This is a genomic window from Enterobacter sp. ODB01 (assembly GCF_001623605.1).
GTDB classification, from domain to species: Bacteria; Pseudomonadota; Gammaproteobacteria; order Enterobacterales; family Enterobacteriaceae; genus Enterobacter; species Enterobacter kobei.
In genome coordinates this window covers 1,012,525-1,035,923 of record NZ_CP015227.1, presented here as the reverse complement: position 1 = coordinate 1,035,923, position 23,399 = coordinate 1,012,525, and the positions used below count along the sequence as shown (strand labels likewise).

General features: G+C 50.7%; 38 protein-coding genes and 1 rRNA gene. 33 read left to right on the top strand and 6 right to left on the bottom strand.

Annotated features, from left to right (window positions below; translation table 11 throughout):
• The 26 genes from rpsS to A4308_RS04885 all read left to right on the top strand — a co-directional run bounded on the left by rpsS (position 1) and on the right by A4308_RS04885 (position 12,086).
• Positions 1–279, top strand: a complete 279-nt coding sequence (rpsS, locus tag A4308_RS05010; protein WP_001138117.1) for a 30S ribosomal protein S19 — start codon at positions 1–3, stop codon at positions 277–279.
• Positions 280–293: 14 nt separating this feature from the next.
• Positions 294–626, top strand: a complete 333-nt coding sequence (gene rplV / locus A4308_RS05005) for a 50S ribosomal protein L22 (RefSeq protein ID WP_002919773.1) — start codon at positions 294–296, stop codon at positions 624–626.
• A 17-nt stretch (positions 627–643) separates the two neighbouring features.
• A complete protein-coding gene (rpsC, locus tag A4308_RS05000) occupies positions 644–1,345 on the top strand; it encodes a 30S ribosomal protein S3 (RefSeq protein WP_000529945.1) in 702 nt (233 codons plus the stop codon).
• A gap of 12 nt (positions 1,346–1,357) precedes the next feature.
• Positions 1,358–1,768, top strand: coding sequence for a 50S ribosomal protein L16 (gene rplP, locus A4308_RS04995; protein WP_002919759.1), 411 nt, complete (start codon positions 1,358–1,360; stop codon positions 1,766–1,768).
• A complete protein-coding gene (rpmC, locus tag A4308_RS04990; RefSeq protein WP_003863282.1) occupies positions 1,768–1,959 on the top strand; it encodes a 50S ribosomal protein L29 in 192 nt (63 codons plus the stop codon). Before rplP ends, rpmC begins: the two co-directional genes overlap by 1 nt.
• Complete coding sequence (gene rpsQ, locus A4308_RS04985) at positions 1,959–2,213, top strand: 30S ribosomal protein S17 (RefSeq protein ID WP_008503489.1); 255 nt, start codon at positions 1,959–1,961, stop codon at positions 2,211–2,213. The genes rpmC and rpsQ overlap by 1 nt, the downstream gene beginning before the upstream one ends.
• A gap of 166 nt (positions 2,214–2,379) precedes the next feature.
• Positions 2,380–2,751, top strand: coding sequence for a 50S ribosomal protein L14 (gene rplN / locus A4308_RS04980; protein ID WP_002919748.1), 372 nt, complete (start codon positions 2,380–2,382; stop codon positions 2,749–2,751).
• 10 nt (positions 2,752–2,761) lie between these two features.
• On the top strand, positions 2,762–3,076 hold the full coding sequence (rplX, locus tag A4308_RS04975; RefSeq protein WP_003863287.1) for a 50S ribosomal protein L24: 315 nt from the start codon (positions 2,762–2,764) through the stop codon (positions 3,074–3,076).
• Between the two features lie 14 nt (positions 3,077–3,090).
• On the top strand, positions 3,091–3,630 hold the full coding sequence (rplE, locus tag A4308_RS04970; protein ID WP_001096206.1) for a 50S ribosomal protein L5: 540 nt from the start codon (positions 3,091–3,093) through the stop codon (positions 3,628–3,630).
• Positions 3,631–3,644: 14 nt separating this feature from the next.
• The gene (gene rpsN / locus A4308_RS04965; protein WP_003863291.1) at positions 3,645–3,950 is read left to right on the top strand and encodes a 30S ribosomal protein S14; all 306 of its coding nucleotides are present in this window, start codon (positions 3,645–3,647) and stop codon (positions 3,948–3,950) included.
• A gap of 30 nt (positions 3,951–3,980) precedes the next feature.
• The gene (gene rpsH / locus A4308_RS04960; protein WP_006178918.1) at positions 3,981–4,373 is read left to right on the top strand and encodes a 30S ribosomal protein S8; all 393 of its coding nucleotides are present in this window, start codon (positions 3,981–3,983) and stop codon (positions 4,371–4,373) included.
• A 12-nt stretch (positions 4,374–4,385) separates the two neighbouring features.
• Positions 4,386–4,919, top strand: coding sequence for a 50S ribosomal protein L6 (rplF, locus tag A4308_RS04955; protein ID WP_003863296.1), 534 nt, complete (start codon positions 4,386–4,388; stop codon positions 4,917–4,919).
• A 9-nt stretch (positions 4,920–4,928) separates the two neighbouring features.
• The gene (gene rplR / locus A4308_RS04950) at positions 4,929–5,282 is read left to right on the top strand and encodes a 50S ribosomal protein L18 (protein WP_003863297.1); all 354 of its coding nucleotides are present in this window, start codon (positions 4,929–4,931) and stop codon (positions 5,280–5,282) included.
• Between the two features lie 14 nt (positions 5,283–5,296).
• Positions 5,297–5,797 (top strand): 30S ribosomal protein S5, encoded by a 501-nt coding sequence (gene rpsE, locus A4308_RS04945; RefSeq protein ID WP_003863299.1) that lies wholly within the window; start codon positions 5,297–5,299, stop codon positions 5,795–5,797.
• A 6-nt stretch (positions 5,798–5,803) separates the two neighbouring features.
• Complete coding sequence (gene rpmD / locus A4308_RS04940) at positions 5,804–5,983, top strand: 50S ribosomal protein L30 (protein WP_003863301.1); 180 nt, start codon at positions 5,804–5,806, stop codon at positions 5,981–5,983.
• A 3-nt stretch (positions 5,984–5,986) separates the two neighbouring features.
• On the top strand, positions 5,987–6,421 hold the full coding sequence (gene rplO / locus A4308_RS04935; RefSeq protein ID WP_014885468.1) for a 50S ribosomal protein L15: 435 nt from the start codon (positions 5,987–5,989) through the stop codon (positions 6,419–6,421).
• A 7-nt stretch (positions 6,422–6,428) separates the two neighbouring features.
• Complete coding sequence (gene secY / locus A4308_RS04930) at positions 6,429–7,760, top strand: preprotein translocase subunit SecY (protein WP_003863305.1); 1,332 nt, start codon at positions 6,429–6,431, stop codon at positions 7,758–7,760.
• Between the two features lie 31 nt (positions 7,761–7,791).
• Positions 7,792–7,908 (top strand): 50S ribosomal protein L36, encoded by a 117-nt coding sequence (gene rpmJ / locus A4308_RS04925; RefSeq protein ID WP_000868187.1) that lies wholly within the window; start codon positions 7,792–7,794, stop codon positions 7,906–7,908.
• 146 nt (positions 7,909–8,054) lie between these two features.
• Positions 8,055–8,411, top strand: a complete 357-nt coding sequence (rpsM, locus tag A4308_RS04920; protein WP_003863308.1) for a 30S ribosomal protein S13 — start codon at positions 8,055–8,057, stop codon at positions 8,409–8,411.
• Between the two features lie 16 nt (positions 8,412–8,427).
• Positions 8,428–8,817 (top strand): 30S ribosomal protein S11, encoded by a 390-nt coding sequence (rpsK, locus tag A4308_RS04915; protein WP_003863312.1) that lies wholly within the window; start codon positions 8,428–8,430, stop codon positions 8,815–8,817.
• A gap of 32 nt (positions 8,818–8,849) precedes the next feature.
• Positions 8,850–9,470 (top strand): 30S ribosomal protein S4, encoded by a 621-nt coding sequence (gene rpsD, locus A4308_RS04910; RefSeq protein ID WP_003863314.1) that lies wholly within the window; start codon positions 8,850–8,852, stop codon positions 9,468–9,470.
• Between the two features lie 25 nt (positions 9,471–9,495).
• Positions 9,496–10,485, top strand: a complete 990-nt coding sequence (locus tag A4308_RS04905; protein ID WP_002919219.1) for a DNA-directed RNA polymerase subunit alpha — start codon at positions 9,496–9,498, stop codon at positions 10,483–10,485.
• 40 nt (positions 10,486–10,525) lie between these two features.
• On the top strand, positions 10,526–10,909 hold the full coding sequence (rplQ, locus tag A4308_RS04900) for a 50S ribosomal protein L17 (RefSeq protein WP_001216368.1): 384 nt from the start codon (positions 10,526–10,528) through the stop codon (positions 10,907–10,909).
• A 107-nt stretch (positions 10,910–11,016) separates the two neighbouring features.
• A complete protein-coding gene (locus A4308_RS04895) occupies positions 11,017–11,385 on the top strand; it encodes a DUF1992 domain-containing protein (RefSeq protein ID WP_014885466.1) in 369 nt (122 codons plus the stop codon).
• A gap of 2 nt (positions 11,386–11,387) precedes the next feature.
• Positions 11,388–11,813 carry a Zn(2+)-responsive transcriptional regulator gene (gene zntR / locus A4308_RS04890; RefSeq protein WP_014885465.1) on the top strand — a complete coding sequence of 142 codons (426 nt, stop codon included), beginning with the start codon at positions 11,388–11,390 and terminating at the stop codon, positions 11,811–11,813.
• A gap of 57 nt (positions 11,814–11,870) precedes the next feature.
• Positions 11,871–12,086: an alternative ribosome-rescue factor A gene (locus tag A4308_RS04885; protein ID WP_014885464.1), complete on the top strand. Its 216-nt coding sequence runs from the start codon at positions 11,871–11,873 to the stop codon at positions 12,084–12,086.
• Here A4308_RS04885 and mscL read toward each other — a convergent pair whose 3' ends face one another.
• The 5 genes from mscL to def form a co-directional block, all read right to left on the bottom strand.
• Positions 12,087–12,497 carry a large-conductance mechanosensitive channel protein MscL gene (mscL, locus tag A4308_RS04880; protein WP_045135129.1) on the bottom strand — a complete coding sequence of 137 codons (411 nt, stop codon included), beginning with the start codon at positions 12,495–12,497 and terminating at the stop codon, positions 12,087–12,089.
• 146 nt (positions 12,498–12,643) lie between these two features.
• Positions 12,644–14,020 carry a Trk system potassium transporter TrkA gene (gene trkA / locus A4308_RS04875; RefSeq protein WP_014885463.1) on the bottom strand — a complete coding sequence of 459 codons (1,377 nt, stop codon included), beginning with the start codon at positions 14,018–14,020 and terminating at the stop codon, positions 12,644–12,646.
• Between the two features lie 22 nt (positions 14,021–14,042).
• Positions 14,043–15,329, bottom strand: a complete 1,287-nt coding sequence (gene rsmB / locus A4308_RS04870; protein ID WP_045135128.1) for a 16S rRNA (cytosine(967)-C(5))-methyltransferase RsmB — start codon at positions 15,327–15,329, stop codon at positions 14,043–14,045.
• Positions 15,330–15,380: 51 nt separating this feature from the next.
• Complete coding sequence (gene fmt, locus A4308_RS04865) at positions 15,381–16,328, bottom strand: methionyl-tRNA formyltransferase (protein WP_045135127.1); 948 nt, start codon at positions 16,326–16,328, stop codon at positions 15,381–15,383.
• 25 nt (positions 16,329–16,353) lie between these two features.
• Positions 16,354–16,863, bottom strand: coding sequence for a peptide deformylase (gene def, locus A4308_RS04860; RefSeq protein ID WP_006812188.1), 510 nt, complete (start codon positions 16,861–16,863; stop codon positions 16,354–16,356).
• A gap of 128 nt (positions 16,864–16,991) precedes the next feature.
• Between def and dprA the strand changes: the two genes are divergently transcribed.
• From dprA to A4308_RS04830, 6 genes are read left to right on the top strand one after another with little or no spacing between them, the layout of a single operon-like run.
• Positions 16,992–18,116 carry a DNA-protecting protein DprA gene (gene dprA, locus A4308_RS04855; RefSeq protein WP_045282266.1) on the top strand — a complete coding sequence of 375 codons (1,125 nt, stop codon included), beginning with the start codon at positions 16,992–16,994 and terminating at the stop codon, positions 18,114–18,116.
• Positions 18,088–18,561, top strand: coding sequence for a DUF494 family protein Smg (gene smg / locus A4308_RS04850; RefSeq protein WP_008503477.1), 474 nt, complete (start codon positions 18,088–18,090; stop codon positions 18,559–18,561). The genes dprA and smg overlap by 29 nt, the downstream gene beginning before the upstream one ends.
• A gap of 27 nt (positions 18,562–18,588) precedes the next feature.
• Positions 18,589–19,143, top strand: a complete 555-nt coding sequence (locus A4308_RS04845; RefSeq protein ID WP_023338824.1) for a DNA topoisomerase family protein — start codon at positions 18,589–18,591, stop codon at positions 19,141–19,143.
• Positions 19,136–19,708 carry an L-threonylcarbamoyladenylate synthase type 1 TsaC gene (tsaC, locus tag A4308_RS04840; protein ID WP_023337875.1) on the top strand — a complete coding sequence of 191 codons (573 nt, stop codon included), beginning with the start codon at positions 19,136–19,138 and terminating at the stop codon, positions 19,706–19,708. Before A4308_RS04845 ends, tsaC begins: the two co-directional genes overlap by 8 nt.
• A gap of 4 nt (positions 19,709–19,712) precedes the next feature.
• Entirely contained in the window at positions 19,713–20,531 is an 819-nt protein-coding gene (gene aroE / locus A4308_RS04835) for a shikimate dehydrogenase (protein WP_014885457.1), read from the top strand.
• Positions 20,528–20,776 (top strand): DUF1488 domain-containing protein, encoded by a 249-nt coding sequence (locus A4308_RS04830; RefSeq protein ID WP_045282265.1) that lies wholly within the window; start codon positions 20,528–20,530, stop codon positions 20,774–20,776. The genes aroE and A4308_RS04830 overlap by 4 nt, the downstream gene beginning before the upstream one ends.
• On the opposite strand, the gene A4308_RS04825 is transcribed toward A4308_RS04830, so the two are convergent.
• Positions 20,752–21,306, bottom strand: coding sequence for a gamma carbonic anhydrase family protein (locus tag A4308_RS04825; RefSeq protein ID WP_014885455.1), 555 nt, complete (start codon positions 21,304–21,306; stop codon positions 20,752–20,754). The two genes, A4308_RS04830 and A4308_RS04825, sit on opposite strands and share 25 nt — an antisense overlap.
• Before the next feature lie 471 nt (positions 21,307–21,777).
• Here A4308_RS04825 and A4308_RS04815 point away from each other — a divergent pair.
• Positions 21,778–23,317, top strand: a 16S ribosomal RNA gene (locus A4308_RS04815).
• The last annotated feature ends 82 nt before the right edge of the window (positions 23,318–23,399 follow it).

Here is a 23,399-nt window from a genome sequence, read left to right as displayed (position 1 = left end):
ATGCCACGTTCTCTCAAGAAAGGTCCTTTTATTGACCTGCACTTGCTGAAGAAGGTAGAGAAAGCGGTGGAAAGCGGAGACAAGAAGCCCCTGCGCACTTGGTCCCGTCGTTCAACGATCTTTCCTAACATGATCGGTTTGACCATCGCTGTCCATAATGGTCGTCAGCACGTTCCAGTCTTTGTTACCGACGAAATGGTTGGTCACAAACTGGGTGAATTCGCACCGACTCGTACTTATCGCGGCCACGCTGCTGATAAAAAAGCGAAGAAGAAATAAGGTAGGAGGAAGAGATGGAAACTTTAGCTCAACATCGCCATGCTCGTTCTTCTGCACAGAAGGTTCGCCTTGTTGCTGACCTGATTCGCGGTAAGAAAGTGTCGCAGGCCCTGGACATCCTGACCTATACCAACAAGAAAGCTGCGGTATTGGTCAAGAAAGTACTGGAATCTGCCATTGCTAACGCTGAACACAACGATGGCGCTGACATCGACGATCTGAAAGTCGCGAAAATTTTCGTAGATGAAGGCCCAAGCATGAAGCGCATTATGCCGCGTGCGAAAGGTCGTGCAGATCGCATCCTGAAGCGCACCAGCCACATTACTGTGGTTGTGTCCGATCGCTGAGACTCTGGAGACTAGCAATGGGTCAGAAAGTACATCCTAATGGTATTCGCCTGGGTATTGTAAAACCATGGAACTCTACCTGGTTTGCGAACACCAAAGAATTCGCTGACAACCTGGACAGCGATTTTAAAGTACGTCAGTACCTGACTAAGGAACTGGCTAAAGCGTCTGTATCTCGTATCGTTATCGAGCGTCCAGCTAAGAGCATCCGTGTGACTATTCACACTGCTCGTCCTGGCATCGTTATCGGTAAGAAAGGCGAAGACGTAGAAAAACTGCGCAAGGTCGTAGCGGATATCGCTGGCGTTCCTGCACAGATCAATATCGCTGAAGTTCGTAAGCCTGAACTGGACGCTAAATTGGTTGCTGACAGCATCACTTCTCAGCTGGAACGTCGTGTTATGTTCCGTCGTGCTATGAAGCGTGCTGTACAGAACGCAATGCGTCTGGGCGCTAAGGGTATCAAAGTTGAAGTTAGCGGCCGTCTGGGCGGCGCGGAAATCGCACGTACCGAATGGTACCGTGAAGGTCGCGTACCGCTGCACACTCTGCGTGCTGACATCGACTACAACACCTCTGAAGCGCACACCACTTACGGTGTAATCGGCGTTAAGGTATGGATCTTCAAAGGTGAGATCCTGGGTGGTATGGCTGCTGTTGAACAACCGGAAAAACCGGCTGCTCAACCTAAAAAGCAGCAGCGTAAAGGCCGTAAATAAGGAGCGTCGCTGATGTTACAACCAAAGCGTACAAAATTCCGTAAAGTGCACAAAGGCCGCAACCGTGGTCTGGCGCAGGGTACGGATGTTAGCTTCGGCACTTTCGGTCTGAAAGCTGTTGGCCGTGGTCGTCTGACTGCACGTCAGATCGAAGCAGCACGTCGTGCAATGACCCGTGCAGTTAAGCGTCAAGGTAAGATCTGGATCCGTGTATTCCCGGACAAACCGATCACCGAGAAGCCGCTGGAAGTTCGTATGGGTAAAGGTAAAGGTAACGTGGAGTACTGGGTTGCCTTGATCCAACCGGGCAAAGTCCTTTATGAAATGGACGGTGTTCCGGAAGAGCTGGCCCGTGAAGCCTTCGGCCTGGCAGCAGCGAAACTGCCTATCAAAACCACCTTTGTAACTAAGACGGTGATGTAATGAAAGCAAAAGAGCTGCGTGAAAAAAGCGTTGAAGAGCTGAACGCTGAGCTGCTGAACCTGCTGCGTGAGCAGTTCAACCTGCGTATGCAGGCTGCAAGTGGCCAGCTGCAACAGACTCACCTGCTGAAGCAAGTGCGTCGCAATGTTGCACGCGTTAAGACTTTACTGACTCAGAAGGCGGGTGCGTAATGACCGATAAAATCCGTACTCTGCAAGGTCGTGTTGTTAGCGACAAAATGGAGAAATCCATTGTTGTAGCTATCGAACGTATTGTGAAACACCCGATCTACGGTAAATTCATCAAGCGTACGACCAAACTGCACGTACATGACGAGAACAACGAATGTGGTATCGGCGACAAGGTTGAAATCCGTGAATGCCGTCCACTGTCCAAGACTAAGTCCTGGACGCTGGTTCGCGTTGTAGAGAAAGCGGTTCTGTAATACAGTACGCATTCTCAATACGAATAAACGGCTCAGCGATGAGCCGTTTATTTTTTCTACCCATATTGCAGAAGCGGTGTTATAATGCCGCGCCCTCGATATGGGGCTTTTTAACGGCTCTGATTTTAGAGTCTCAGGTAGTAGTTGACATTAGCGGAGCACTAAAATGATCCAAGAACAGACTATGCTGAACGTCGCCGACAACTCCGGTGCACGTCGCGTAATGTGTATCAAGGTTCTGGGTGGCTCGCACCGTCGCTACGCAGGCGTAGGCGACATCATCAAGATCACCATCAAAGAAGCAATTCCACGTGGTAAGGTCAAAAAAGGTGATGTGCTGAAAGCGGTAGTGGTGCGCACCAAGAAGGGTGTTCGTCGCCCTGACGGTTCTGTCATTCGCTTCGATGGTAATGCATGCGTTATTTTGAACAATAACAGCGAGCAGCCTATCGGCACGCGTATCTTTGGGCCGGTAACTCGTGAACTTCGTACTGAGAAGTTCATGAAAATTATCTCTCTGGCACCAGAAGTACTCTAAGGAGCGAATCATGGCAGCGAAAATCCGTCGTGATGACGAAGTTATCGTGTTAACCGGTAAAGATAAAGGTAAACGCGGTAAAGTAAAAAATGTTCTGTCTTCCGGCAAACTCGTCGTTGAAGGTATCAACCTGGTTAAGAAACATCAGAAGCCGGTTCCGGCCCTGAACCAACCAGGTGGCATCGTTGAAAAAGAAGCTGCTATTCAGGTTTCTAACGTTGCAATCTTCAATGCGGCTACCGGCAAGGCTGACCGTGTAGGCTTTAGATTCGAAGACGGCAAAAAAGTCCGTTTCTTCAAGTCTAACAGCGAAACTATCAAGTAATTTGGAGTAGTACGATGGCGAAACTGCATGATTACTACAAAGACGAAGTAGTTAACAAACTCATGACTGAGTTTAACTACAATTCTGTCATGCAAGTCCCTCGGGTCGAGAAGATCACCCTGAACATGGGTGTTGGTGAAGCGATCGCTGACAAGAAACTGCTGGATAACGCAGCAGCTGACCTGACAGCAATCTCCGGTCAAAAACCGCTGATCACCAAAGCACGCAAATCTGTTGCAGGCTTCAAAATCCGTCAGGGCTATCCGATCGGCTGTAAAGTAACTCTGCGTGGCGAACGCATGTGGGAGTTCTTTGAGCGCCTGATCACTATTGCTGTTCCACGTATCCGTGACTTCCGTGGCTTGTCCGCTAAGTCTTTCGACGGTCGTGGTAACTACAGCATGGGTGTCCGTGAGCAGATCATCTTCCCAGAAATCGACTACGATAAAGTCGACCGCGTGCGTGGTTTGGATATTACCATTACCACTACTGCGAAATCTGACGAAGAAGGCCGTGCTCTGCTGGCTGCCTTTGACTTCCCGTTCCGCAAGTAAGGTAGGGTTACTGAATGGCTAAGCAATCAATGAAAGCACGCGAAGTAAAGCGCGTAGCTTTAGCTGATAAATTCTTCGCTAAACGCGCTGAACTGAAAGCGATCATTTCTGATGTGAACGCTTCCGACGAAGATCGTTGGAATGCGGTTCTCAAGCTGCAGTCTCTGCCGCGTGATTCCAGCCCGTCTCGTCAGCGTAACCGCTGTCGTCAAACAGGTCGTCCACATGGTTATGTGGGCAAGTTTGGGTTGAGCCGTATCAAACTGCGTGAAGCCGCCATGCGCGGTGAAGTGCCAGGCTTGAAAAAGGCTAGCTGGTAATTACCAATTGAATCACGGGAGTAAAGACAGATGAGCATGCAAGATCCGATCGCGGATATGCTGACCCGTATCCGTAACGGTCAGGCCGCGAACAAAGTTGCGGTCACCATGCCTTCCGCCAAGCTGAAAGTGGCAATTGCCAACGTGCTGAAGGAAGAAGGTTTTATCGAAGATTTTAAAGTTGAAGGCGACACCAAGCCGGAACTGGAACTTACTCTCAAGTATTTCCAGGGTAAAGCTGTTGTAGAAAGCATTCAGCGTGTCAGCCGCCCAGGCCTGCGCATCTATAAGAAAAAAGATGAGCTGCCAAAAGTTATGGCTGGTCTTGGTATCGCAGTTGTTTCTACCTCTAAAGGTGTTATGACTGATCGTGCAGCGCGCCAGGCTGGTCTTGGTGGCGAAATTATCTGCTACGTAGCCTAATCGGAGGAAAGAATGTCTCGTGTTGCTAAAGCACCGGTCGTCATTCCTGCCGGCGTTGATGTTAAAATCGACGGTCAGGTTATTACGATCAAAGGTAAAAACGGCGAGCTGACTCGTACCCTCAACAAAGCTGTTGAAGTTAAACATGCAGATAACGCTCTGACCTTCGGTCCACGTGATGGTTTCGTGGATGGATGGGCTCAGGCTGGTACCGCGCGTGCCCTGCTGAACTCAATGGTTGTTGGTGTTACCGAAGGCTTCACTAAAAAGCTTCAGCTGGTTGGTGTAGGTTATCGTGCAGCGATCAAAGGGAATGCAGTAGGCCTGTCTCTGGGCTTCTCACACCCTGTTGAGCATCCGCTGCCGGCCGGTATCACTGCAGAATGTCCGACTCAAACTGAAATCGTGCTGAAAGGCGCTGATAAACAGCTGATCGGTCAGGTTGCAGCAGATCTGCGCGCCTACCGTCGTCCTGAGCCTTACAAAGGCAAGGGTGTTCGTTACGCCGACGAAGTCGTGCGTACCAAAGAGGCTAAGAAGAAGTAAGGTAACACTATGGATAAGAAATCTGCTCGTATCCGTCGTGCGACCCGCGCACGCCGCAAGCTCAAAGAGCTGGGTGCAACTCGCCTGGTGGTACATCGTACCCCGCGTCATATTTACGCACAGGTAATTGCACCGAACGGTTCTGAAGTTCTGGTAGCTGCTTCTACTGTAGAAAAAGCTATCTCAGAACAATTGAAGTACACCGGTAACAAAGACGCCGCTGCAGCTGTAGGTAAAGCTGTTGCTGAACGCGCTCTGGAAAAAGGCATCAGCAATGTTTCCTTTGACCGTTCCGGGTTCCAATATCATGGTCGTGTCCAGGCACTGGCAGATGCTGCCCGTGAAGCTGGCCTTCAGTTCTAAGGTAGAGGTGTAAGATGGCTCACATCGAAAAACAGGCTGGCGAACTGCAGGAAAAGCTGATCGCGGTAAACCGCGTATCTAAAACCGTTAAAGGTGGTCGTATTTTCTCCTTCACAGCTCTGACTGTAGTAGGCGATGGTAACGGTCGCGTTGGTTTTGGTTACGGTAAAGCGCGTGAAGTTCCAGCAGCGATCCAGAAAGCGATGGAAAAAGCCCGTCGCAATATGATTAACGTCGCGCTGAACAACGGCACCCTGCAACACCCTGTTAAAGGTGTTCACACGGGTTCTCGTGTATTCATGCAGCCAGCTTCAGAAGGTACCGGTATCATCGCCGGTGGTGCAATGCGCGCCGTTCTGGAAGTTGCTGGGGTTCATAACGTTCTGGCCAAAGCATATGGTTCCACCAACCCGATTAACGTGGTTCGTGCAACTATTGATGGCCTGGAAAATATGAATTCTCCAGAAATGGTCGCTGCCAAGCGTGGTAAATCCGTTGAAGAAATTCTGGGGTAATTGACCATGGCAAAGACTATTAAAATCACTCAAACCCGCAGTGCAATCGGTCGTCTGCCGAAACACAAGGCAACGCTGCTTGGCCTGGGTCTGCGTCGTATTGGTCATACCGTTGAGCGCGAGGATACTCCTGCTGTTCGTGGTATGGTCAACGCGGTTTACTTCATGGTTAAAGTTGAGGAGTAAGAGATGCGTTTAAATACTCTGTCTCCGGCCGAAGGCTCTAAAAAGGCGGGTAAACGCCTGGGTCGTGGTATCGGTTCTGGCCTCGGCAAAACCGGTGGTCGTGGTCACAAAGGTCAGAACTCTCGTTCTGGCGGTGGCGTACGTCGCGGTTTCGAGGGTGGCCAGATGCCACTGTACCGTCGTCTGCCGAAGTTCGGCTTCACCTCTCGCAAAGCAGCGATCACAGCGGAAATCCGTCTGTCTGACCTGGCGAAAGTTGAAGGCGGCGTTGTAGACCTGAACACGCTGAAAGCAGCAAACATTATCGGTATTCAGATCGAGTTCGCGAAAGTGATCCTGTCTGGTGAAGTTTCTACTCCGGTAACTGTTCGTGGCCTGCGTGTTACTAAAGGTGCTCGTGCTGCTATCGAAGCTGCTGGCGGTAAAATTGAGGAATAAGTAGCAGATGGCTAAGCAACCGGGATTAGATTTTCAAAGTGCCAAAGGTGGATTTGGCGAGCTGAAACGCAGACTGCTGTTTGTTATCGGCGCGCTGATTGTGTTCCGTATTGGCTCTTTTATTCCGATCCCTGGTATCGATGCCGCTGTACTTGCCAAACTGCTTGAGCAACAGCGAGGCACCATCATTGAAATGTTCAACATGTTCTCTGGTGGTGCTCTCAGCCGTGCTTCTATCTTCGCTCTGGGTATCATGCCGTATATTTCGGCATCGATTATTATCCAGCTGCTGACGGTCGTTCATCCGGCCCTGGCAGAATTGAAGAAAGAAGGGGAGTCTGGACGTCGTAAGATTAGTCAGTACACCCGTTACGGTACTCTGGTGCTGGCAATATTCCAGTCGATCGGTATTGCTACCGGTCTGCCGAATATGCCTGGTATGCAGGGCCTGGTATTAAACCCAGGCTTTGCATTCTATTTCACCGCTGTTGTTAGTCTGGTCACAGGGACGATGTTCCTGATGTGGCTCGGCGAACAGATTACTGAGCGTGGTATCGGTAACGGTATCTCAATCATTATCTTCGCCGGTATTGTTGCGGGTCTTCCGCCAGCCATCGCCCACACTATCGAGCAAGCGCGTCAAGGCGACCTGCACTTCCTCCTGTTGCTGTTGGTTGCAGTATTAGTATTTGCAGTGACGTTCTTTGTTGTCTTCGTTGAACGTGGTCAACGCCGCATTGTGGTGAACTACGCGAAACGTCAGCAAGGTCGTCGTGTCTATGCTGCACAGAGCACACATTTACCGCTGAAAGTGAATATGGCGGGGGTAATCCCGGCAATCTTCGCTTCCAGTATTATTCTGTTCCCGGCAACCATCGCGTCATGGTTCGGGGGCGGTACTGGTTGGAACTGGCTGACAACAATTTCGCTGTATTTGCAGCCTGGGCAACCACTTTATGTGTTACTCTATGCGTCTGCGATCATCTTCTTCTGTTTCTTCTACACGGCGTTGGTCTTCAACCCGCGTGAAACAGCAGATAACCTGAAGAAGTCCGGTGCATTTGTACCAGGAATTCGTCCGGGAGAGCAAACGGCGAAGTATATCGATAAAGTAATGACCCGCCTGACTTTGGTTGGTGCGCTTTATATTACTTTTATCTGCCTGATCCCGGAGTTCATGCGTGATGCAATGAAAGTACCGTTCTACTTCGGTGGGACCTCACTGCTTATCGTTGTTGTCGTGATTATGGACTTTATGGCTCAAGTGCAAACTCTGATGATGTCCAGTCAGTATGAGTCTGCATTGAAGAAGGCGAACCTGAAAGGCTACGGCCGCTAATTGGTCGCCTGAGAAGTTACGGAGAGTAAAAATGAAAGTTCGTGCTTCCGTCAAGAAATTATGCCGTAACTGCAAAATCGTTAAGCGTGATGGTGTCATCCGTGTGATTTGCAGTGCCGAGCCGAAGCATAAACAGCGCCAAGGCTGATTATTTCGCATATTTTTCTTGCAAAGTTGGGTTGAGCTGGCTAGATTAGCCAGCCAATCTTTTGTATGTCTGTACGTTTCCATTTGAGTATCCTGAAAACGGGCTTTTCAGCATGGTGCGTACATATTAAATAGTAGGAGTGCATAGTGGCCCGTATAGCAGGCATTAACATTCCTGATCAGAAACATGCTGTGATCGCATTAACTTCGATCTACGGCGTCGGCAAGACCCGTTCTAAAGCCATTCTGGCTGCAGCGGGTATCGCTGAAGATGTTAAGATCAGTGAGCTGTCTGAAGAACAAATCGACACGCTGCGTGACGAAGTTGCCAAATTTGTCGTTGAAGGTGATCTGCGCCGTGAAATCAGCATGAGCATCAAGCGCCTGATGGATCTTGGTTGCTATCGCGGTTTGCGTCATCGTCGTGGTCTGCCAGTGCGCGGTCAGCGTACTAAGACCAACGCACGTACCCGTAAGGGTCCGCGCAAACCGATCAAGAAATAATCGGGGTGATTGAATAATGGCAAAGGCACCAGTTCGTGCACGTAAACGTGTAAGAAAACAAGTCTCTGACGGCGTGGCTCATATCCATGCTTCTTTCAACAACACCATCGTTACTATTACTGATCGTCAGGGTAACGCTTTGGGTTGGGCAACAGCCGGTGGTTCCGGTTTCCGTGGTTCTCGCAAATCCACTCCGTTCGCAGCTCAGGTTGCAGCAGAGCGTTGCGCTGAAGCCGTAAAAGAATACGGCATCAAGAATCTGGAAGTTATGGTTAAAGGTCCGGGTCCGGGTCGTGAATCTACTGTTCGCGCTCTGAACGCCGCTGGTTTCCGCATCACGAATATTACTGATGTGACTCCGATCCCTCATAACGGTTGTCGTCCGCCGAAAAAACGTCGCGTATAACGCTCGTTTTTTAGGTTAGTTGGAGATAGAAAATGGCAAGATATTTGGGTCCTAAGCTCAAGCTGAGCCGTCGTGAGGGCACCGACTTATTCCTTAAGTCTGGCGTTCGCGCGATCGATACCAAGTGTAAAATTGAACAAGCTCCTGGCCAGCACGGTGCGCGTAAACCGCGTCTGTCTGACTATGGTGTGCAGTTGCGTGAAAAGCAAAAAGTTCGCCGTATCTACGGTGTGCTGGAGCGTCAGTTCCGTAACTACTATAAAGAAGCAGCACGTCTGAAAGGCAACACAGGTGAAAACCTGCTGGCTCTGCTGGAAGGTCGTCTGGACAACGTTGTTTACCGTATGGGCTTCGGCGCGACTCGTGCTGAATCACGCCAGTTGGTTAGCCACAAAGCAATCATGGTAAACGGTCGTGTTGTTAACATCGCTTCTTATCAGGTTAAAGCGAATGACGTTGTTAGCATTCGTGAGAAAGCGAAAAAGCAATCTCGCGTGAAGGCCGCTCTGGAGCTGGCTGAGCAGCGTGAAAAGCCAACCTGGCTGGAAGTTGATGCTGGCAAGATGGAAGGTACGTTCAAGCGTCAGCCGGAACGTTCTGATCTGTCTGCGGACATTAACGAACACCTGATCGTCGAGCTTTACTCCAAGTAAAGCTTAGTACCAAAGAGAGGACACAATGCAGGGTTCTGTGACAGAGTTTCTAAAACCGCGCCTGGTAGATATCGAGCAAGTGAGTTCGACGCACGCCAAGGTGACCCTTGAGCCTTTAGAGCGTGGCTTTGGCCATACTCTGGGTAACGCACTGCGCCGTATTCTGCTCTCATCGATGCCGGGTTGCGCGGTGACCGAGGTTGAGATTGATGGTGTACTTCATGAGTACAGCACCAAAGAAGGCGTTCAGGAAGATATCCTTGAAATCCTGCTCAACCTGAAAGGGCTGGCGGTGAGAGTTCAGGGTAAAGATGAAGTTATTCTTACTCTGAATAAATCTGGCATTGGCCCTGTGACTGCAGCCGACATCACCCACGACGGTGATGTTGAAATCGTCAAGCCGCAGCACGTGATCTGCCACCTGACCGATGAGAACGCAGCTATTAGCATGCGTATCAAAGTTCAGCGCGGTCGTGGTTATGTGCCGGCTTCTGCCCGAATTCATTCGGAAGAAGATGAGCGCCCAATCGGCCGTCTGCTGGTCGACGCATGCTACAGCCCTGTAGAGCGTATTGCCTACAATGTTGAAGCAGCGCGTGTAGAACAGCGTACCGACCTGGACAAGCTGGTCATCGAAATGGAAACCAACGGCACAATCGATCCTGAAGAGGCGATTCGTCGTGCGGCAACCATCCTGGCAGAACAACTGGAAGCTTTCGTTGACTTACGTGATGTTCGTCAGCCGGAAGTGAAAGAAGAGAAACCAGAATTCGATCCGATCCTGCTGCGCCCTGTTGACGATCTCGAATTGACTGTCCGCTCTGCTAACTGCCTCAAGGCAGAAGCTATCCACTATATCGGTGATCTGGTACAGCGTACCGAGGTTGAGTTGCTGAAAACGCCGAACCTGGGTAAAAAATCTCTTACCGAGATTAAAGACGTGCTGGCTTCACGTGGTTTGTCTCTGGGCATGCGCCTGGAAAACTGGCCACCAGCAAGCATTGCTGACGAGTAACCGGATCACAGGTTAAGGTTTTACTGAGAAGGATAAGGTCATGCGCCATCGTAAGAGTGGTCGTCAACTGAACCGCAACAGCAGCCATCGCCAGGCTATGTTCCGCAACATGGCAGGTTCACTGGTTCGTCATGAAATCATCAAGACGACCCTGCCTAAAGCGAAAGAGCTGCGTCGCGTAGTTGAGCCGCTGATTACTCTTGCCAAGACTGACAGCGTTGCTAATCGTCGTCTGGCATTCGCCCGCACTCGTGATAACGAGATCGTGGCAAAACTGTTTAACGAACTGGGCCCGCGTTTCGCGAGCCGTGCCGGTGGTTACACTCGCATTCTGAAGTGTGGTTTCCGTGCAGGCGACAACGCGCCGATGGCTTACATCGAGCTGGTTGATCGTTCAGAGAAAGCAGAAGCTGCTGCAGAGTAATCTGCAGTAACGTAAAAAAACCCGCCTCGGCGGGTTTTTTTATATCCGCAGTATCTCCACTTCTCTACAATGTCTGTATTAATTCTGTTCATCCCCTGGAGCTGACGATGTGGTTGCTTGACCAGTGGGCAGAACGCCATATTCGCGATGCCCAAAATAAAGGTGATTTCGACGATCTCCCCGGAAGCGGCGAACCTCTTGTGCTGGAAGATGATTCGCATATTGCGCCTGAACTGCGGGCCGGATACCGTTTACTAAAAAACGCCGGCTGTCTTCCTCCTGAGCTTGAGCAGCGCAGAGAGGCCGTTGAACTTATCGATTTGCTAAAAGGTATTCGCCGGGACGATCCACGACATACTGAACTTAGCCGCAGGCTTGCCCTTGTCGAGCTCAAGTTACGTCAGGCCGGGTTGAGTACTGAATTTCTGCATGGCGAATACAGTGAAAGATTGATGCAGAAAATAAACGAGGAGTAGCGATGTACCGTATCGGTGAACTTGCAAAGCTCGCGAACGTAACGCCGGATACTATCCGATATTACGAAAAGCAGCAGATGATCGATCATGAAGTACGCACAGAAGGCGGGTTTCGGCTTTATACCGATAACGATCTACAGCGTTTAAGATTTATACGCTATGCGCGACAGCTTGGATTCACGCTGGACTCGATCCGCGAGTTATTATCGATCCGCATCGATCCTGAACATCATACCTGCCAGGAATCAAAAAGCATCGTGCAGGCCCGGCTTGATGAAGTTGAAGCCCGTATTCAGGAGCTGCAAACCATGCAACGTTCTCTGCAAAGGCTGAATGATGCCTGCTGTGGAACGGCCCATAGCAGTATTTATTGTTCAATTCTTGAAGCCCTTGAACAGGGGGCCAGTGGAGAAACGCGGGGATGTTGATTTTTAATCCACCCGGGTCTAGACTTCAGTCGTCATAAATCATGCTCAGGAGAAAAGATGAGCCACTATCAGCATACGAAGGGACAAATTAAAGACAATGCCATTGAGGCCTTACTTCACGACCCGCTTTTTCGACAGCGTGTTGAAAAGAATAAAAAAGGGAAGGGAAGTTATCTGCGTAAAAACAAACATGCAAAACGGGGTAACTGGGAGGCCAGTGGCAAGCAAGCGAATCGCTTATTTACCACTGGCCTTCCTGCTTTAATTTGCTGATTAAACGCGGTTGTTCTGCTCTTTTAACAGATCGCGGATTTCAGTCAGCAAGACTTCTTCTTTCGTTGGTGCTGGCGCAGCTGCTGGCTCTTCTTTTTTACGGTTGAGTCTGTTGATCAGCTTGATAGCCATGAAAATAGCAAACGCCACAATCACGAAATCAAATACGTTCTGAATAAATAAGCCATAATGCATCACTACTGCCGGGATATCCCCCTGCGCTTCACGCAGCGTGAAGGCAAATTGTTTGAAATCAATGCCCCCGATGAGCAACCCTAAAGGTGGCATGATGATATCTGCAACTAATGATGAAACAATCTTGCCGAATGCCGCACCAATAATGACACCCACTGCCAAATCAACCACGTTCCCGCGCATCGCAAATTCGCGAAATTCTTTAATAAAACTCATTATGTTCTCCTTGTGCCAGCTGACGACTATAAGTTTAACAAATGATTAGCTATTTGCCATTCGGGATAATTAAACGTTATGAAAAATAAAAGGCACAGGAATTAAGCGGTTAAAGCGTGGGTGCTCGTATGCGAGCACCCGACTCATTAAAGGAAGAAGGGACTTGGCTGGAATAAACGTTCGACGTCGGTAATAAACTTTTTATCGGTAAGGAACATAATTACGTGATCGCCTTGTTCAATACGCAAATTATCATTGGCGATCATGACATCATTCCCACGCACGACAGCGCCGATTATGGTGCCTGGCGGCAATTTAATTTCGTCGATGGCGCGGCCCACAACGCGTGACGTGGTTTCATCACCATGCGCCACCGCTTCAATGGCTTCAGCCACACCGCGGCGGAGCGATGAAACACCGACAATGTCCGCTTTACGTACATGGCTAAGCAGGGCAGAAATCGTTGCCTGCTGCGGTGAAATGGCAATATCAATAACGCTGCCCTGAACGAGATCAACATAAGCCTTACGCTGGATAAGCACCATGACCTTCTTTGCCCCCATACGCTTGGCGAGCATGGCAGACATAATATTCGCCTCGTCATCATTAGTGACGGCAATAAAAAGATCTACTTGATCAATATGTTCTTCTGCCAGCAGCTCCTGATCCGACGCATCGCCATAAAATACGATCGTATTTTGCAACTTCTCCGCCAGTTCAGAAGCACGCTGTTGATCGCGCTCGATCAATTTCACGCTATAGTCTTTTTCCAGCCTGCGCGCGAGACCCGCGCCGATATTGCCGCCGCCGACCAGCATAATACGTTTATAAGGCTTTTCGAGACGCTGTAGCTCACTCATCACCGCACGGATATGCTGAGAGGCAGCAATAAAGAAGACCTCATCGCCAGCTTCGACAATGGTAGAGCCTTGCGGGCGGATAGGTCTGTCGTGACGGAAAATAGCGGCGACGCGCGTATCAATATGGGGCATATGTTCGCGCATGGTGGACAACGCGTTGCCAATCAATGGCCCACCGTAATAAGCCTTAACTACAGCCAGACTGACTTTCCCTTCGGCAAAGTTCACCACCTGCAGTGCCCCTGGATATTCGATCAGGCGATAGATATTGTCGATAACCAGTTGTTCAGGCGCGATGAGATGATCGATTGGAACCGCTTCTGAATTAAACAGTTTCTCGGCATCGCGAACATAGTCCGGAGAGCGGATACGTGCGATTCGGTTTGGTGTGTTGAAAAGCGAATAGGCTACCTGACAAGCCACCATATTGGTTTCATCAGAACTGGTGACCGCAACCAGCATGTCGGCATCGTCAGCGCCAGCCTCGCGCAGAACGCGCGGATGCGAACCGTGACCCTGCACAACGCGAAGGTCAAATTTGTCCTGCAATACGCGCAGACGATCTCCGTTGGTATCAACAATAGTGATGTCATTGTTTTCGCCAACCAGGTTTTCTGCCAGCGTTCCACCAACCTGTCCTGCGCCCAGAATGATAATCTTCATATCTTGTGACCTGTTCTCAACATCACTCTTTGATTAGCTTAGCGTAAAAGAAGCCATCACCCTCTTCCGCACCCGGCAGGTTCTGCTGACCCGGGTTTTCAGGTGTTCCCGTATCACGCAGCGTAGCGTCCGGAGTGCGTTTAAGGAAGGCCGCGATTTGCTGGCTGTTTTCTTCCGGCAGCACGGAGCAGGTCGCGTAGATCAGCGTTCCACCAGGTTTTAGATGCGGCCAGATGGCGTCAAGAATATCCGATTGCAGTTGGGCAAGTTCCTTGATATCACGATCGCGGCGCAGCCACTTGATATCGGGGTGACGGCGAATAACACCGGTTGCAGAGCAAGGGGCATCCAGCAAAATACGATCGAATTGTGTTTCACCACACCATTCTGCGGGTTTGCGTCCATCGCCCTGCTTAACCTGAGCCTTCATACCCAGACGCTTAAGGTTATCGTAGACGCGTGAAAGACGCTGCTCATCAACATCGACTGCCATCACGCTGGCCTGCGGAGCCACTTCCAGAATGTGCGTTGTTTTTCCGCCCGGTGCTGCGCACAGATCGAGGATCTGCTCGCCATTTTTCGGGTCAAGGAAAGTCATACAACCCTGAGCAGAGGCATCCTGTACGGTCACCCAGCCTTCATCAAAACCGGGTAAAGCATGTACCGGTGCAGGGGAAGCTAAACGCACGGCGTCAGGATAGGCATCATGTGTGAATCCACTCATTCCGGCCTCTTCGAGCAAGCTCAGCCAGGCATCGCGGGTATGATGATTCCGGTTAACGCGCAGCCACATCGGTGGACGTTGATTATTGGCTTCGGCAATGTTTTGCCATTGTTGTGGATACGCCTTTTTAAGGCGATTCAGAAGCCAGTCCGGATGCAGGTAACGTGTTTCGCTTTGCGTAAATTCAGCCAGCAGCTCTTCCTGCTGTCGCTGGAACTGACGCAGTACACCGTTGATCAACCCTTTCAACTGAGGACGTTTAATCGCAACGGCACCTTCCACCGTCTCAGCCAGTGCGGCATGAGGGGGGATTCGGGTATGAAGAAGCTGATAAAAACCCACCATAATCAAATAATGTATGGTGCGCTGTTTGCCGGTCATTGGGCGTGACATCAGCTTATTAATGAGCCACTCAAGTTGAGAGAGAGTGCGCAGGACGCCAAAACAGAGCTCCTGAAGCAGGGCTTTGTCTTTATCAGATACTTTTTGTTGCAGGGGAGGCAGGACATTACTCAATGACTGACCCTGCTCGATGACCTGCTCAACGGCCTGCGCCGCCATACTGCGAAGATTTTGTTTTTTCATAACCGTAAAAATAAAAATGCCCGGAACACCGGGCTTTAAGCAAATATTGGATCAGGCAAGGCGATTGCCCGGTATAAACCATTCGCGACGGGAATTTAACAGATCCTGTGCACTCATGGCTTTCTTACCGGCCGGTTGTAATGACTCAAGATTCAGGATCCCTTCTGCAGTCGCAACCTGGATTCCGTTCTTGCTGGCGTCGATAATCGTACCGGGTTCAGCTGCTGTGATGCTGTTAATCACTGACGCTTTCCAGACTTTCAGGGGCTGCTCATCAATCATCAGCCAGCTCATTGGCCATGGATTGAAGGCGCGGATGCAGCGTTCAAGTTGAGCGGCGGAGAGAGACCAGTCGATCCGGGCTTCTTCTTTGCTCAGTTTTTCGGCGTAGGTGACGAGAGACTCATCCTGAACCTCAGGCTTCGCCGTATTGTCAGCAAGCTGCTGTAAGGTCTTAATGAGCCCTTGTGGGCCGAGATCTGCCAGCTTGTCATACAGCGTAGCGCTGGTATCTTCTGCCGTAATGGGACACGTCAACTTATACAGCATGTCGCCCGTGTCTAAACCTACATCCATCTTCATGATTGTAACGCCGGTTTTAGCATCACCCGCCCACAGGGAGCGCTGTATAGGTGCCGCACCACGCCAACGCGGGAGCAGGGAACCATGCACGTTGATACAGCCCAGGCGAGGCATATCAAGCACGGCTTTTGGCAGAATTAAACCATACGCCACCACCACCATTACGTCGGCATCCAGGTCAGCAACCAGCTGCTGGTTTTCCTGTGGGCGTAAGGAGGCGGGCTGGAAAACGGGTAGCCCATGCTCTTCTGCCAGCACCTTTACGGGGCTCGGCATCAGTTTTTTACCGCGACCTGCCGGGCGGTCCGGCTGGGTAAAGACGCCAACAACCTGGTGACCAGAAGATAACAGCGCGCCAAGATGACGCGCTGCAAAATCAGGGGTTCCCGCGAAGATAATACGTAGTGTTTTAGACACGATGATCCTTGTATCCGGGGGGACGTTATGCGCGAGAGCGCAAACGATCCAGTTTCTCTACTTTCTGACGAATACGCTGCTGTTTCAGCGGCGAGAGGTAATCGATAAACAGTTTACCGACCAGATGATCCATCTCATGCTGAATACAAATCGCCAGCAGGTCGTCTGCTTCCAGTTCGAACGGATTACCGTCACGATCCAGGGCGCGAATTTTCACTTTTTCGGCACGTGGCACCAAAGCGCGCTGTTCAGGAATGGACAAACAGCCTTCCTCGATACCCGTTTCGCCGCTCTTTTCAAGCAACTCAGGGTTAATCAGCACCAGACGCTCATCGCGATTTTCAGAAACGTCGATCACGATAATACGCTTGTGAATGTCTACCTGGGTCGCCGCCAGGCCAATGCCTTCTTCAGCGTACATGGTATCGAACATATCATCGACGATACGCTGAATTTCTGCATTCACTTCTTTAACCGGTTCAGCGACGATGCGAAGGCGCTCGTCCGGAATATGTAACACTTGCAAAACTGCCATAAATTTCCAGAGTCGTGTTCAGGAGTTGATAAGAATATTACTTCTATTCTAGACAAATCCCCGGTCGATTGACAGCATCAGTGACCAATCGCAATGATTGCGCAGGCCGCTTATGGCAGGGGGAAAGGATGACGTCTACCGAGATATGGTTACGGCTTATCCACACGGGTTCTCTGTGTGGTGATGGGATGCTGGAAGCCGCTGCACGGTTGCTCAAGCAGACAAATATAGATGTTCCTGCTGTCATAGACGCCGGGCTGTCAGCAAAACAGGCTAGCCGGTTCTTTGCCTTAGAGGAAAGTGAACTGGAGCGAAGCCTTAAGTGGCTTGAAATGCCGGGAAATCATTTGTTGACGGCAAACCATCCCTTTTATCCCCCTTTGCTGCGAACGATTCCCGATTATCCTGGGGCATTATGTGTAAAAGGTAACTTAGCGACACTTAATACTGTCCAACTGGCTGTGGTGGGGAGTCGGGCGCCGTCATGGTACGGTGAGCGGTGGGGGAAAATCCTGTGCGAACAGCTTTCACAAAGCGGTTTCACAATCACCAGTGGGTTGGCCTGCGGTATTGACGGTGTCGCCCATCACGCTGCGCTGTCCGCAAAAGGACGTAGCGTGGCCGTGCTGGGGAACGGCCTGTTTAGCGTTTATCCCCGTCGGCATCAGGCTCTGGCGATGCAGATTATTGAATCTGACGGGGCGATAGTGTCTGAGTTTCCTCTCTCGGCACAGCCCCGACCGGCAAACTTTCCGCGCCGTAATCGGATTATCAGCGGGTTAAGCCAGGGCGTCTTGGTCGTTGAAGCGGCAGTGCGAAGCGGCTCTCTGGTCACGGTCCGGTGCGCACTTGAGCAGGGGCGGGAGGTTTTCGCCTTGCCCGGTCCGATAGGTAACCCCGGCTGCGAAGGGCCACACTGGCTGATAAAGCAGGGCGCAACGCCGGTAACCGAGGTAGGGGATATTCTTGAAAATTTGCAACATGGGTTGCAATGGCTGAAGGAAGATCCCGAAAAGCGACATTATTCGTCAGATCAGGGAAAGGTGGCATTGCCATTTCCTAAGCTCCTGGCTAACGTAGGAGATGAGGTAACACCTGTTGACGTTGTCGCTGAACGTGCCGGCCAACCTGTGCCAGTAACGGTAGCACAGCTACTCGAACTGGAGTTAGCAGGGTGGATCGCAGCTGTACCCGGCGGCTATGTCCGATTAAGGAGGGCATGCCATGTTCGACGTACTGATGTATTTGTTTGAGACTTACATCCATAACGAAGCAGAAATGCGAGTGGATCAGGACAAATTGACACAGGATCTTACCGATGCGGGGTTTGAGCGGGAAGATATCTATAATGCGTTGATGTGGCTGGAAAAACTGGCTGATTATCAGGAAGGCCTCGCCGAACCGATGCAGCTTGCTTCTGACCCATTGTCAGTACGCATCTATACCGCTGAAGAGTGTGAAAGGCTGGATGCCAGCTGCCGAGGATTCATCTTATTCCTTGAGCAGATTCAGGTGCTAAACCTCGAAACGAGAGAAATGGTGATAGAGCGCGTCATGGCGCTGGATACGGCAGAATTTGAACTGGAAGATCTCAAATGGGTGATCCTGATGGTTCTGTTTAATATCCCGGGTTGTGAAAATGCCTATCAGCAAATGGAAGAATTACTCTTTGAAGTGAATGAAGGTATGCTGCATTAATTCAAATGTGCAGCACCAAGAGTTCTTATGGCCAAATCCGCACTATTTACGGTGCATAAAAACGAGCCCTGCCCGCAGTGCGGGGCTGAACTTGTTATTCGGTCCGGGAAACACGGTCCGTTTCTCGGTTGTTCACACTATCCGGAATGTGATTATGTCCGTCCTCTTAAAAGCCAGGCGGATGGACATATCGTCAAAATTCTGGAGGGGCAGTTATGTCCTGCCTGTGGTGGTGAATTAGCGTTGCGTCAGGGGCGGTTCGGTATGTTTATTGGCTGTAGCCGTTATCCGGAATGTGAGCATACAGAACAAATTGATAAGCCAGATGAAACGGCTATTGCCTGTCCTCAGTGCCAACGTGGTCAACTGGTACAGCGTCGTTCTCGTTTTGGTAAGACTTTCCATTCCTGCGATCGTTACCCTGACTGCCAGTTCGTTATCAATTTCAAACCGGTAGCGGGTATCTGCGTGCATTGCCATTATCCGCTACTCATCGAGAAGAAAACCGCGCAAGGCATTAAACGCTTCTGCGCCAGTAAACAATGTGGAAAGCCGGTTCCGGCGGATCAAAACAGTGAATAATAACCTGCCATCAGGTTCCATTGCGTATGCAGTGGACGTACTGAAAAAAGAAGAAGTCATCGCTTATCCAACTGAAGCTGTCTTTGGGGTCGGTTGCGATCCTGACAGTGAGACGGCCGTTGGCCGATTGCTGGCACTTAAGCAACGGCCTGTCGAAAAAGGACTGATTTTAATCGCGGCCAATTATGAGCAGCTTAAACCTTACATTGATGATTCCATGCTTACCCCGGCCCAGCGTGAAGCCATCTTCTCCGTATGGCCTGGACCGGTGACCTTCGTTTTCCCGGCCCAGCCGACAACACCGCGCTGGTTAACCGGAAGGTTTGATTCGCTGGCGGTGCGCGTCACCGACCATCCGCTGGTGGTTGAGCTTTGTGTGGCGTTTGGTAAACCACTGGTTTCAACCAGCGCGAATCTGACCGGGTTACCTCCGTGCCGGACAACCGAAGAAGTGCTGGCACAGTTCGGGAATGATTTCCCGGTTGCTGCCGGCGAGACGGGAGGGCGCCTGAATCCGTCCGAAATTCGCGACGCATTAACCGGTGAACGTTTTCGCCAGGGGTAATCTCATGGAAACTTATGCTGTTTTTGGTAACCCGATTGCACACAGTAAGTCACCCTTGATCCATCAGCAATTTGCGGAGCAGTTGCAGATAGATCACCCTTACGGCCGCGTGCTGGCACCGGTTGATGCATTTATCCCAACGCTCGAGGCGTTTTTCGCTGCGGGCGGCAAAGGGGCGAATGTGACGGTTCCCTTTAAAGAAGAGGCATTTGAACGTGCAGACGAACTGACCGAGCGTGCTTCACTTGCTGGTGCAGTAAATACCTTAAAACGGCTTGAGGATGGCCGCCTTCTGGGTGACAACACTGACGGGATTGGTTTACTGAGCGATCTGGAAAGACTTTCGTTTATCAAGCCTGGTTTCCGGGTTCTGCTGATTGGTGCGGGTGGTGCATCGCGGGGCGTGCTGTTGCCCCTGCTTTCACTGGACTGTGCAGTGACCATTACCAACAGAACCTTTTCCAGGGCAGAAGCGCTGGCGGCGTTGTTTGCCCATACCGGTAGCGTGAGCGCCATCGCGCTTGAGGATCTCGAAGACCGTGAATTTGATCTGGTCATCAATGCCACGTCCAGCGGCATTAATGGTGAGATCCCGGCAATCCCCGTTTCTCTTATCAACTCTCATATGTACTTCTATGACATGTTTTACCAGAAAGGGAAGACACCCTTCCTTATGTGGTGTGAAGAACATGGCGCGAAACAGTTAGCCGATGGGCTGGGGATGCTGGTGGGCCAGGCTGCGCATGCGGTGCTGCTCTGGCATGGTGTGTTACCTGCAGTCGAGCCGGTGATAGAAAAGTTAAAGCAGGAGCTTTCGGCGTGAATCAGGCTATTCACTTCCCGGACAGAGAGAGCTGGGATGAGGATAAACAAGCAGTCTGCTTCCCGGTGCTGGTGCAGGGGATGCAACTTACCTGTGCCATTCATAGGGAAACGCTGCTACGTCGTTTTGGCGGTTCAGATCCTTTAGACATATTTTGTGAAAATCGCTGGGATCTTGAAGAAGAAGCCAGCGATTTAATCCGCGACCAGCAGGAAGACGATCAGGGCTGGGTCTGGTTAACCTGATCCAGATAGTCATTCTTCCATTTAACGTAGTTGTTCGCCGAGTATTTTAATCCTTCGATCTCTGCCTCCTTCAGGGGGCGGATCTGTTTTACAGGGCTACCCAGATAGAGATAGCCGCTCTCCAGCCGTTTGTTCTGCGGGACCAGGCTACCGGCACCAATCATTACGTCATCTTCTACTATGACGCCATCCAGCAAAATCGATCCCATGCCAACAAGTACGCGATTTCCAATAGTGCAGCCGTGAAGCATCACTTTATGGCCAACGGTGACATCCTCTCCAATAATGAGTGGATTACCTTCCGGGTTATAAGAGGATTTGTGCGTGACATGCAGAACGCTGCCGTCCTGAATATTGGTACGTGCGCCAATCGACACAGAGTTAACGTCTCCCCTGATGGCAACGAGTGGCCAGATACTGACATCATCAGCCAGTCGGACATCACCTACGACTACGCTGCTGGCATCGATCATTACGCGATCGCCTTGTTTGGGGAACAGATCTTTATAAGGACGTAATACAGTAGACATAACTACCTCTAAGGATGAGCGCTAGACAGAAGACTTTGATCATATTATGGGATCGAGGCAAGGCAAAATACGTCAATATTTAAGCAGATCGGGCGGGATTTCAGCGAAAAGCGCGGAAAATCAGCAGTTGGAAAAAAAGATCTAAAAAATACTTGTGCTAAAAAATGGGATCCCTATAATGCGCCTCCATCGACACGGCAGATGTGAATCACTTCACAGACAACCCGGTCGGTTGAAGAGAAAAAATCCTGAAATAACGGGTTGACTCTGAAAGAGGAAAGCGTAATATACGCCACCTCGCAACGGTGAGCGAAAGCCGCGTTGCACTGCTCTTTAACAATTTATCAGACAATCTGTGTGGGCACTCAAAGTGACATGGATTCTTAACGTCGCAAGACGAAAAATGAATACCAAGTCTCTGAGTGAACATACGTAATTCATTACGAAGTTTAATTCACGAGCATCAAACTTAAATTGAAGAGTTTGATCATGGCTCAGATTGAACGCTGGCGGCAGGCCTAACACATGCAAGTCGAACGGTAGCACAGAGAGCTTGCTCTCGGGTGACGAGTGGCGGACGGGTGAGTAATGTCTGGGAAACTGCCTGATGGAGGGGGATAACTACTGGAAACGGTAGCTAATACCGCATAACGTCGCAAGACCAAAGAGGGGGACCTTCGGGCCTCTTGCCATCAGATGTGCCCAGATGGGATTAGCTAGTAGGTGGGGTAACGGCTCACCTAGGCGACGATCCCTAGCTGGTCTGAGAGGATGACCAGCCACACTGGAACTGAGACACGGTCCAGACTCCTACGGGAGGCAGCAGTGGGGAATATTGCACAATGGGCGCAAGCCTGATGCAGCCATGCCGCGTGTATGAAGAAGGCCTTCGGGTTGTAAAGTACTTTCAGCGGGGAGGAAGGTGTTGTGGTTAATAACCGCAGCAATTGACGTTACCCGCAGAAGAAGCACCGGCTAACTCCGTGCCAGCAGCCGCGGTAATACGGAGGGTGCAAGCGTTAATCGGAATTACTGGGCGTAAAGCGCACGCAGGCGGTCTGTCAAGTCGGATGTGAAATCCCCGGGCTCAACCTGGGAACTGCATTCGAAACTGGCAGGCTAGAGTCTTGTAGAGGGGGGTAGAATTCCAGGTGTAGCGGTGAAATGCGTAGAGATCTGGAGGAATACCGGTGGCGAAGGCGGCCCCCTGGACAAAGACTGACGCTCAGGTGCGAAAGCGTGGGGAGCAAACAGGATTAGATACCCTGGTAGTCCACGCCGTAAACGATGTCGACTTGGAGGTTGTGCCCTTGAGGCGTGGCTTCCGGAGCTAACGCGTTAAGTCGACCGCCTGGGGAGTACGGCCGCAAGGTTAAAACTCAAATGAATTGACGGGGGCCCGCACAAGCGGTGGAGCATGTGGTTTAATTCGATGCAACGCGAAGAACCTTACCTACTCTTGACATCCAGAGAACTTTCCAGAGATGGATTGGTGCCTTCGGGAACTCTGAGACAGGTGCTGCATGGCTGTCGTCAGCTCGTGTTGTGAAATGTTGGGTTAAGTCCCGCAACGAGCGCAACCCTTATCCTTTGTTGCCAGCGGTTAGGCCGGGAACTCAAAGGAGACTGCCAGTGATAAACTGGAGGAAGGTGGGGATGACGTCAAGTCATCATGGCCCTTACGAGTAGGGCTACACACGTGCTACAATGGCGCATACAAAGAGAAGCGACCTCGCGAGAGCAAGCGGACCTCATAAAGTGCGTCGTAGTCCGGATTGGAGTCTGCAACTCGACTCCATGAAGTCGGAATCGCTAGTAATCGTAGATCAGAATGCTACGGTGAATACGTTCCCGGGCCTTGTACACACCGCCCGTCACACCATGGGAGTGGGTTGCAAAAGAAGTAGGTAGCTTAACCTTCGGGAGGGCGCTTACCACTTTGTGATTCATGACTGGGGTGAAGTCGTAACAAGGTAACCGTAGGGGAACCTGCGGTTGGATCACCTCCTTACCTTAAAGAACCTGCCTTTGTAGTGCTCACACAGATTGTCTGATGAAAAGTAAATAGCAAGGCGTCTTGCGATTGAGACTTC

Excerpts from the sequence above, each read along its gene's own strand:
- A4308_RS04895 (WP_014885466.1), top strand. The coding sequence starts at position 11,017 with ATGTGGTTGCTTGACCAGTGGGCAGAACGCCATATTCGCGATGCCCAA.
- rplF (WP_003863296.1), top strand. The coding sequence starts at position 4,386 with ATGTCTCGTGTTGCTAAAGCACCGGTCGTCATTCCTGCCGGCGTTGAT.
- smg (WP_008503477.1), top strand. The coding sequence starts at position 18,088 with ATGTTCGACGTACTGATGTATTTGTTTGAGACTTACATCCATAACGAA.
- def (WP_006812188.1), bottom strand. The coding sequence starts at position 16,863 with ATGGCAGTTTTGCAAGTGTTACATATTCCGGACGAGCGCCTTCGCATC.
- rplO (WP_014885468.1), top strand. The coding sequence starts at position 5,987 with ATGCGTTTAAATACTCTGTCTCCGGCCGAAGGCTCTAAAAAGGCGGGT.
- rpsH (WP_006178918.1), top strand. The coding sequence starts at position 3,981 with ATGAGCATGCAAGATCCGATCGCGGATATGCTGACCCGTATCCGTAAC.
- rpsK (WP_003863312.1), top strand. The coding sequence starts at position 8,428 with ATGGCAAAGGCACCAGTTCGTGCACGTAAACGTGTAAGAAAACAAGTC.
- secY (WP_003863305.1), top strand. The coding sequence starts at position 6,429 with ATGGCTAAGCAACCGGGATTAGATTTTCAAAGTGCCAAAGGTGGATTT.
- rpsN (WP_003863291.1), top strand. The coding sequence starts at position 3,645 with ATGGCTAAGCAATCAATGAAAGCACGCGAAGTAAAGCGCGTAGCTTTA.
- rplR (WP_003863297.1), top strand. The coding sequence starts at position 4,929 with ATGGATAAGAAATCTGCTCGTATCCGTCGTGCGACCCGCGCACGCCGC.
- rpmD (WP_003863301.1), top strand. The coding sequence starts at position 5,804 with ATGGCAAAGACTATTAAAATCACTCAAACCCGCAGTGCAATCGGTCGT.
- mscL (WP_045135129.1), bottom strand. The coding sequence starts at position 12,497 with ATGAGTTTTATTAAAGAATTTCGCGAATTTGCGATGCGCGGGAACGTG.
- rpsE (WP_003863299.1), top strand. The coding sequence starts at position 5,297 with ATGGCTCACATCGAAAAACAGGCTGGCGAACTGCAGGAAAAGCTGATC.
- rpmJ (WP_000868187.1), top strand. The coding sequence starts at position 7,792 with ATGAAAGTTCGTGCTTCCGTCAAGAAATTATGCCGTAACTGCAAAATC.
- rpmC (WP_003863282.1), top strand. The coding sequence starts at position 1,768 with ATGAAAGCAAAAGAGCTGCGTGAAAAAAGCGTTGAAGAGCTGAACGCT.
- rpsC (WP_000529945.1), top strand. The coding sequence starts at position 644 with ATGGGTCAGAAAGTACATCCTAATGGTATTCGCCTGGGTATTGTAAAA.
- zntR (WP_014885465.1), top strand. The coding sequence starts at position 11,388 with ATGTACCGTATCGGTGAACTTGCAAAGCTCGCGAACGTAACGCCGGAT.
- A4308_RS04825 (WP_014885455.1), bottom strand. The coding sequence starts at position 21,306 with ATGTCTACTGTATTACGTCCTTATAAAGATCTGTTCCCCAAACAAGGC.
- rplE (WP_001096206.1), top strand. The coding sequence starts at position 3,091 with ATGGCGAAACTGCATGATTACTACAAAGACGAAGTAGTTAACAAACTC.
- rsmB (WP_045135128.1), bottom strand. The coding sequence starts at position 15,329 with ATGAAAAAACAAAATCTTCGCAGTATGGCGGCGCAGGCCGTTGAGCAG.
- rplX (WP_003863287.1), top strand. The coding sequence starts at position 2,762 with ATGGCAGCGAAAATCCGTCGTGATGACGAAGTTATCGTGTTAACCGGT.
- rpsD (WP_003863314.1), top strand. The coding sequence starts at position 8,850 with ATGGCAAGATATTTGGGTCCTAAGCTCAAGCTGAGCCGTCGTGAGGGC.
- rplQ (WP_001216368.1), top strand. The coding sequence starts at position 10,526 with ATGCGCCATCGTAAGAGTGGTCGTCAACTGAACCGCAACAGCAGCCAT.
- trkA (WP_014885463.1), bottom strand. The coding sequence starts at position 14,020 with ATGAAGATTATCATTCTGGGCGCAGGACAGGTTGGTGGAACGCTGGCA.
- dprA (WP_045282266.1), top strand. The coding sequence starts at position 16,992 with ATGACGTCTACCGAGATATGGTTACGGCTTATCCACACGGGTTCTCTG.
- A4308_RS04845 (WP_023338824.1), top strand. The coding sequence starts at position 18,589 with ATGGCCAAATCCGCACTATTTACGGTGCATAAAAACGAGCCCTGCCCG.
- aroE (WP_014885457.1), top strand. The coding sequence starts at position 19,713 with ATGGAAACTTATGCTGTTTTTGGTAACCCGATTGCACACAGTAAGTCA.
- rpsQ (WP_008503489.1), top strand. The coding sequence starts at position 1,959 with ATGACCGATAAAATCCGTACTCTGCAAGGTCGTGTTGTTAGCGACAAA.
- rplN (WP_002919748.1), top strand. The coding sequence starts at position 2,380 with ATGATCCAAGAACAGACTATGCTGAACGTCGCCGACAACTCCGGTGCA.
- A4308_RS04885 (WP_014885464.1), top strand. The coding sequence starts at position 11,871 with ATGAGCCACTATCAGCATACGAAGGGACAAATTAAAGACAATGCCATT.
- A4308_RS04905 (WP_002919219.1), top strand. The coding sequence starts at position 9,496 with ATGCAGGGTTCTGTGACAGAGTTTCTAAAACCGCGCCTGGTAGATATC.
- rplV (WP_002919773.1), top strand. The coding sequence starts at position 294 with ATGGAAACTTTAGCTCAACATCGCCATGCTCGTTCTTCTGCACAGAAG.
- rpsS (WP_001138117.1), top strand. The coding sequence starts at position 1 with ATGCCACGTTCTCTCAAGAAAGGTCCTTTTATTGACCTGCACTTGCTG.
- rplP (WP_002919759.1), top strand. The coding sequence starts at position 1,358 with ATGTTACAACCAAAGCGTACAAAATTCCGTAAAGTGCACAAAGGCCGC.